Annotated in this window: 2 protein-coding genes; both read right to left on the bottom strand. The window is 45.0% G+C overall.

Annotated features, from left to right (window positions below; all coding sequences use genetic code 11):
- Positions 1–309: 309 nt before the first annotated feature.
- Positions 310–2,298 (bottom strand): RagB/SusD family nutrient uptake outer membrane protein, encoded by a 1,989-nt coding sequence (locus DWU89_RS20065; protein WP_115501403.1) that lies wholly within the window; start codon positions 2,296–2,298, stop codon positions 310–312.
- 13 nt (positions 2,299–2,311) lie between these two features.
- Positions 2,312–5,548: a SusC/RagA family TonB-linked outer membrane protein gene (locus DWU89_RS20060; protein ID WP_115501402.1), complete on the bottom strand. Its 3,237-nt coding sequence runs from the start codon at positions 5,546–5,548 to the stop codon at positions 2,312–2,314.
- Between the last annotated feature and the right edge of the window lie 157 nt (positions 5,549–5,705).

Genomic DNA, 5,705 nt, shown 5'->3' with positions numbered 1-5,705 from the left:
CGTGCTAATCTTCGCGAGGTGCCGAGTGCACTACACATTAGCACGGTCGTAATGGCAAAGAGGACGGTCGTAATTGTGGAAAACCTTCAAAAAAGCAGAAAAAGTCCCTTTTTGAGGTCAAAAAAGCGGATTAACATTTGTTTTGTTTCGGATGCCTTTCGAGCCTGAAAAAAGCGTTTTATACAATAAGCCCCCCCGGGATAGTTGAAAGTTAAAGAGTTGAAAATTGAAAGTTAGAAGGCAAAAAAATACCCGGAGAGAAACTGTAAACGTTCTCTCCGGGTATGAATTAACTTATTCTAAATCCGTCTATTCGACTTCTGTCGCGCCCATGCTGGCTTGATAGCCCCAGCCTGGATTCTGATAAACGACAGCGCTTGAGAAATCGTTTTTGTCTACGGCTGTCTGGCGGAATACGTCGACACTGATCGGTTCCAGATAGTGAGCCGGAGTGAATTTGAATCCTCCTTGTTTGGCGATATCGCCGTTAGCTGTTTTTTCGTAAGGAACGATGTAGTTGCTTAATTCAGGAGAAGACATATTGCCTTTTGCCGGATCGACAACGCAAAGGTCTGCCAATTCCTTTTCATACACGCTACCCCAATACAGCATACCTTCGGTACGATAGGGCGTAGTCTTCATCTGGTCTAATGCGCGCCAACGTTTCAGGTCTGTCCAACGGTATGCTTCGGCACAAAGCTCGTTGCGGCGTTCACGGCGGATATTATACAAAGTAGGATCGATCAACTGGCCGTGTGAATACGCGCCCCAGTCGCCTTTTGCCTCTTCCGACATGATTGTGGCTGCAATTGTTTTGTTGAAGTCTTCGTCCACTTTGGCACGGCGGCGCAAGGCTTTCCAATAACTGCTGGCTGTTGCGTCGACCACATGGTTCTTTTCGTAGCTTGCTTCCATGTAGATCAGCATGGCTTCCGTGCCGCGGAAGACGATACCGCCTGATGTAGACGCATTATGGTCGTTTGCCATATGGCTGGAATAATGCTTTCCTTTTTTGATGATGAAACCTGTTGTTGCCAAGCTTCCGGCATCCCCGTAGATAAAGCTGATCTGACAAAGTGCAGGTGTTCCATCCGGCTGATAGAAGTTTACATCACCCGGTTTCTTTGTAAAGATCACGATACGGGAGTCACGGTTTTGAAGAGTCGCGTTTACGCCTTCTTTTTCCCATTCCTTATTATAACCGGAACCGTTTGCATAAATAGGCAGACCGTTGCGCATCAGGAATGAATTGACCATTCCGCGTGTCCATCCCGAACCACCGCCGTTACGTTCCAATTCCATCTGCAAGTTGGCTGTGACGCCTAATGATTCGTCAAACTTCTTCCACATCAGGATTTCATCGTATCCTTCCATGTTTTCGTCGCAGAACATGGTGTAATAAGGATTCAAGGAATTCAGGTTTGCATCCATGCCTTCTGCTGCATCCGTGTTATTAGCCAGATTGCCAACAAGCTGGTCTCCGACAACTTTAGAGGCTGCGATTGCTTCGTCCAGGAAATAATTGATTTCGGCATCAGCGTTATAGCCTTGTGCGTCTTTACCCGGCCAGCCTTTTCCTCCCGGGACGAAAGCTGTTCCTTGATGATATTTTTCCCAAGTCGCTTCAAAAAGGGCAACACGTGCATGCAACAGGTAAGCGACGTTTTTGCTGATACGGTTTTTTCCGCCGGGAGCCGTTGTCAACAGCATGTCTTCCGCCTTTTTCAAATCTTCGATGATAAAGCGTGCCACTTTATTACGCGGTTGACGTTCGGATGCTTTCATCAGCTCATCTTCGATATCGGGGAGAGCTGTTGTGACAATGGGTAAATCTCCGTATTTCACCAACATCTGGTAATAAGAATAAGCACGGTTTACATACATCTCACCGACATAATGTTTCACATTATCCTGGTTTCCGCTGATTTCTCCGGCTTCATATTTGGGAAGTACGTTGTCGAAGAAATAGTTGCAGGAACGTATGTTTTCCCACTTGTATCCGTTGTCACCAACAGAAGATGCCACTTGTTTCAATCCGGGAAGCCAGAATTTCGGATCGCCGGTTCCGGCCTGGTTGTCGGTATCGTTGTCTTTACCGAACAGGTTGATGCCGTAGCTGTCGGTGACTGTCTCGAACTTATAGTTGTTGATGGCATAAGCCGCTAAATCACTCTCTGCATTAAAGAACTTTTCAGGGATTACTTTGTCCAACGGTTCCCTGTCAAGAAAATCGTTGCAACTGCTAAAGCCGCCCATCATTAATGCACTTATTGTTAATACTTTAATATATGTCTTCATAATCTTCTGTTAATTAAAATGTTGCACTTAAACCAAATGAGAAGGTTTTTGACAGAGGATAAGTACATCCGTCCCAGTCACCTACACCAATTGTTTCAGGATCAAACGTATCACGCAAGCTGGTGATTGTGAATAAGTTTTCTGCAGAGACAAACAGACGCAAATTATTCACGAAGAATTTGTTTGTCAATTGCATCGGCAATGTATAACCCAATGTAACGTTCTTCAGGCGGCAATATGCTGCATTTTGCATATACCGGCTTTGTGCTTTACGGTTTTTGTTATCCTGTACCGGGCGCGGGAAGTAACCGTTGACATTGGCTCCTAACGGGCTGTCGGTTCCTTCCGGACGGAAATAATCCAGGTGGCTTTCGAAGAAGTTTGTCTGCCAGTAGCCAACGGAACCCCAGAACATCATAGCGCCGTCAGACGGCATGTAGTCGCGTTTCAGTGTACCTTGGAAGAATACTTTCAGGTCGAAACCTTTCCATGCAGCATCCAGATTCAAACCGAAGTTATAGCGTGGAGTGCTGTTTCCCAATAAAACTTTATCACCATGGTCATTCAGAGTATTATCTCCATCATTGATAACGCCATCGTTGTTGATATCGGCATACATGACATCGCCTGCTCCCCAGTTACTTCCTTGAGTGGACTGGTTTACTTTGCTCAGATGATCCTGCATTTCCTGATCCGTTTTGGCAATTCCGACAGTCTGGTATCCCCAGATATCCCCTAAATGAGAACCATCGTAATACTTTTGGCCTAAGTCTTTTGACGGGTTCGGGAATTTATCGACGACAACTTGGTTGTCTGATAATGACAATGTCGCTCCATATCTGAAGTCTTGAATCTGGTCACGCCATGTAACCATTAATTCCCAACCTTTGGAGGTCATATCCAGATTGTTTACATTCGGAACTTTTATACCTAATATATTAGGCAATTCCGGTGCCGGACCAACGATATCTTTGGATTTGCGCTGGAAATAGTCCAGGTTTACATTCAAACGGTTGTTAAGCATGGCTACGTCCAAACCGATATCCAGTGTCTGTGTCTTTTCCCATCCCAATAAAGCGGAAACCAGTTTGGATTCTGCTGCGGTATTGGGTTTAACCCCATTAACCAACCATTTACCGTCATTCTGTTTGAAATCGATTATGCGATAGAACGGATACCAGTTTTCTGTGTTCTGGTTACCTAATTCACCCCATGAACCACGAAGTTTCAATGTACTGATCAGGTCTGTCATGTTTTCGAAGAATGCTTCACGTGCAATGTTCCATCCCAAAGAGAAAGAGGGGAACCAGTTCCAACGCTGGTCGGCCAAGAAGCGTGAAGTACCGTCGTAACGTAGGTTTACTTCAGCCAGGTAGCGCCCTTTGTAGTCATAGTTGACACGACCGAAGAAACCGGCTGTTGCCCATTCTGCATAACCACCGCTATTGCGCGCATTGGTCGATGTCGTATTCAATGTCGGGATACCTGCCATGATACCGTCCTGGCTGGCCGTGATGTCCCGTTGTTTGAAGAGTTCGCTCTGGAAACCGATCATTACTTTATAGTTGTGTCCGCTTTCAAGCTGCTGGCTGTATTCTGTAAAGATATTCGGGTTAAAGAAGTTGCTCTTATAACCATATTCTTTTACTCCGGAAGTCGTATTGGCGATGGCATACGGGTTTTTGTTTACATCATAAGCATAAACGGTCTGGTAATCCGTATGATCGAAGTTATAATTCGAACGATAGTTCAGTTCGACAGTCGTTTTCCAGTTTTTAATCGGTTCGATCAGGAATTGGAGCTGCTGTGCCAGAACGTCGCTTTGGGTTTTATAACGTCCACCGGTTTCCAACTGATAGATTTTTGATTCTGCTGTGTAATAACCGTTCGGGTCGACAAGCGGAATTACCGGCCAATAACGGCAAACGTCAAAATAGAATACATTTGAATGTACATCACCTACACCATTGTTGGCAAATGAAGGCGAGTCGAAATCAGAACGATTGAAACGGATGCTGTAGCCCACTTTTAACCATTTCGCCAAATCGGCATTAATCTTTGCTGTTAATGAATAGCGCTTTTTACCGTCGTCTCCGTATTTCAGCAAACCACCCTGATCCAAATAGTTGGCCGACAGGTAGTATTGCATCGCTTCGGAACCGCCATTCACGCTGAGCGAATGTTCGTGTGTGAAACTGCTTCCGAACAGTTCGTGCAACCAGTCCGTATTGGCAGCAGGCATAATATCCATACGGTTCGGGTCGTCGAATGAATTCCAGCGTCCGTTAAGTTCCCACATGTATTGGCCGCCTTTGCCTTGTTGATAGTCTAAAATCTGTTGCAGTTTTTTTGCGCTATACATTGGCGCTCCCGCATTTGCGGTATTTGCAATTTGATCATTGATGGCAAGAGCAAAGCTATAAGAGTCAGCCATATGCGGCATATTCAACGGTGAGTTGAAACGGAAGTTGTTGTTGTAGTTGATGTTTGGCTTGCCTGCTTTACCTCTTTTTGTTGTTACCAAAATAACACCGCCCGGAGCACGTGAACCGTAAATGGATGAAGCGGCGGCATCTTTCAGTACAGAGATGTTTTCGATATCCTGCGGGTTGATTGCGTTGATGTCTCCTTCCATGCCGTCGATCAAAACAAGAGGAGTTAAAGCGGAACCATAATCCCCGATTTTACCTGTACCACGAATGTTGAACGATTTATCGGCATTCAGAGAACCACCGGCGTTGCTTGTCGAGATATTCATACCCGGCACAACACCCTGTAAGGCGTCGATAGTAGAGTTTACCGGACGGGCTGAGAGTTCTTTCGCCCCAACAGATGAAACGGCTCCGGTTACATTCACTTTCTTTTGCGTACCGAAAGCAACAACAACGACTTCATCGAGCTTCTGAGTATCTTCGGAAAGTTTTACTTGAAGAGAAGGTTGGCCGTTATACGTTATTTCCTGAGTTGTGTAACCGATGAAGGAAATCTGGATGATGTCCCCCTTATTTACACCTTCCAATACGAAATTACCGTCCATGTCGGTCATAATCCCATTGGTTGTCCCTTTCACTACGACAGATGCACCGGCTACAGGGCCGAGGTCATCTTCAACAGTACCTGTGACTTTCCCGCTCTGCTGGGAAATACTCACGCTTTGCTTGGAGGGCATTGTTTCTGCAAAAATGCTTGCGGGGAAACAAGTGGCTCCTGCCAGCAAGATTAAGCTGATAGGTTTAAAATTTTTCAACATAATTTGTGTCTTAATATTTAATTGAAAGAATGTTCTTTTAATTAAAATGGCGGCGCTTACAATCGCTATTCTACTTTCATGTACAAAATGTTGGAGTTTTTTTAGTTTTTGCGTTTAGTCTTTATCTTCTTTTGTCATTAGTTCTAAAAGAACTCTG

This window comes from Parabacteroides acidifaciens (assembly GCF_003363715.1).
Taxonomy (GTDB): domain Bacteria; phylum Bacteroidota; class Bacteroidia; order Bacteroidales; family Tannerellaceae; genus Parabacteroides; species Parabacteroides acidifaciens.
This window is presented reverse-complemented; position numbering and strand designations above follow the sequence as displayed.

Coding starts and splice junctions, on each gene's coding strand:
- DWU89_RS20065 (WP_115501403.1), bottom strand. CDS start 2,298: ATGAAGACATATATTAAAGTATTAACAATAAGTGCATTAATGATGGGC.
- DWU89_RS20060 (WP_115501402.1), bottom strand. CDS start 5,548: ATGTTGAAAAATTTTAAACCTATCAGCTTAATCTTGCTGGCAGGAGCC.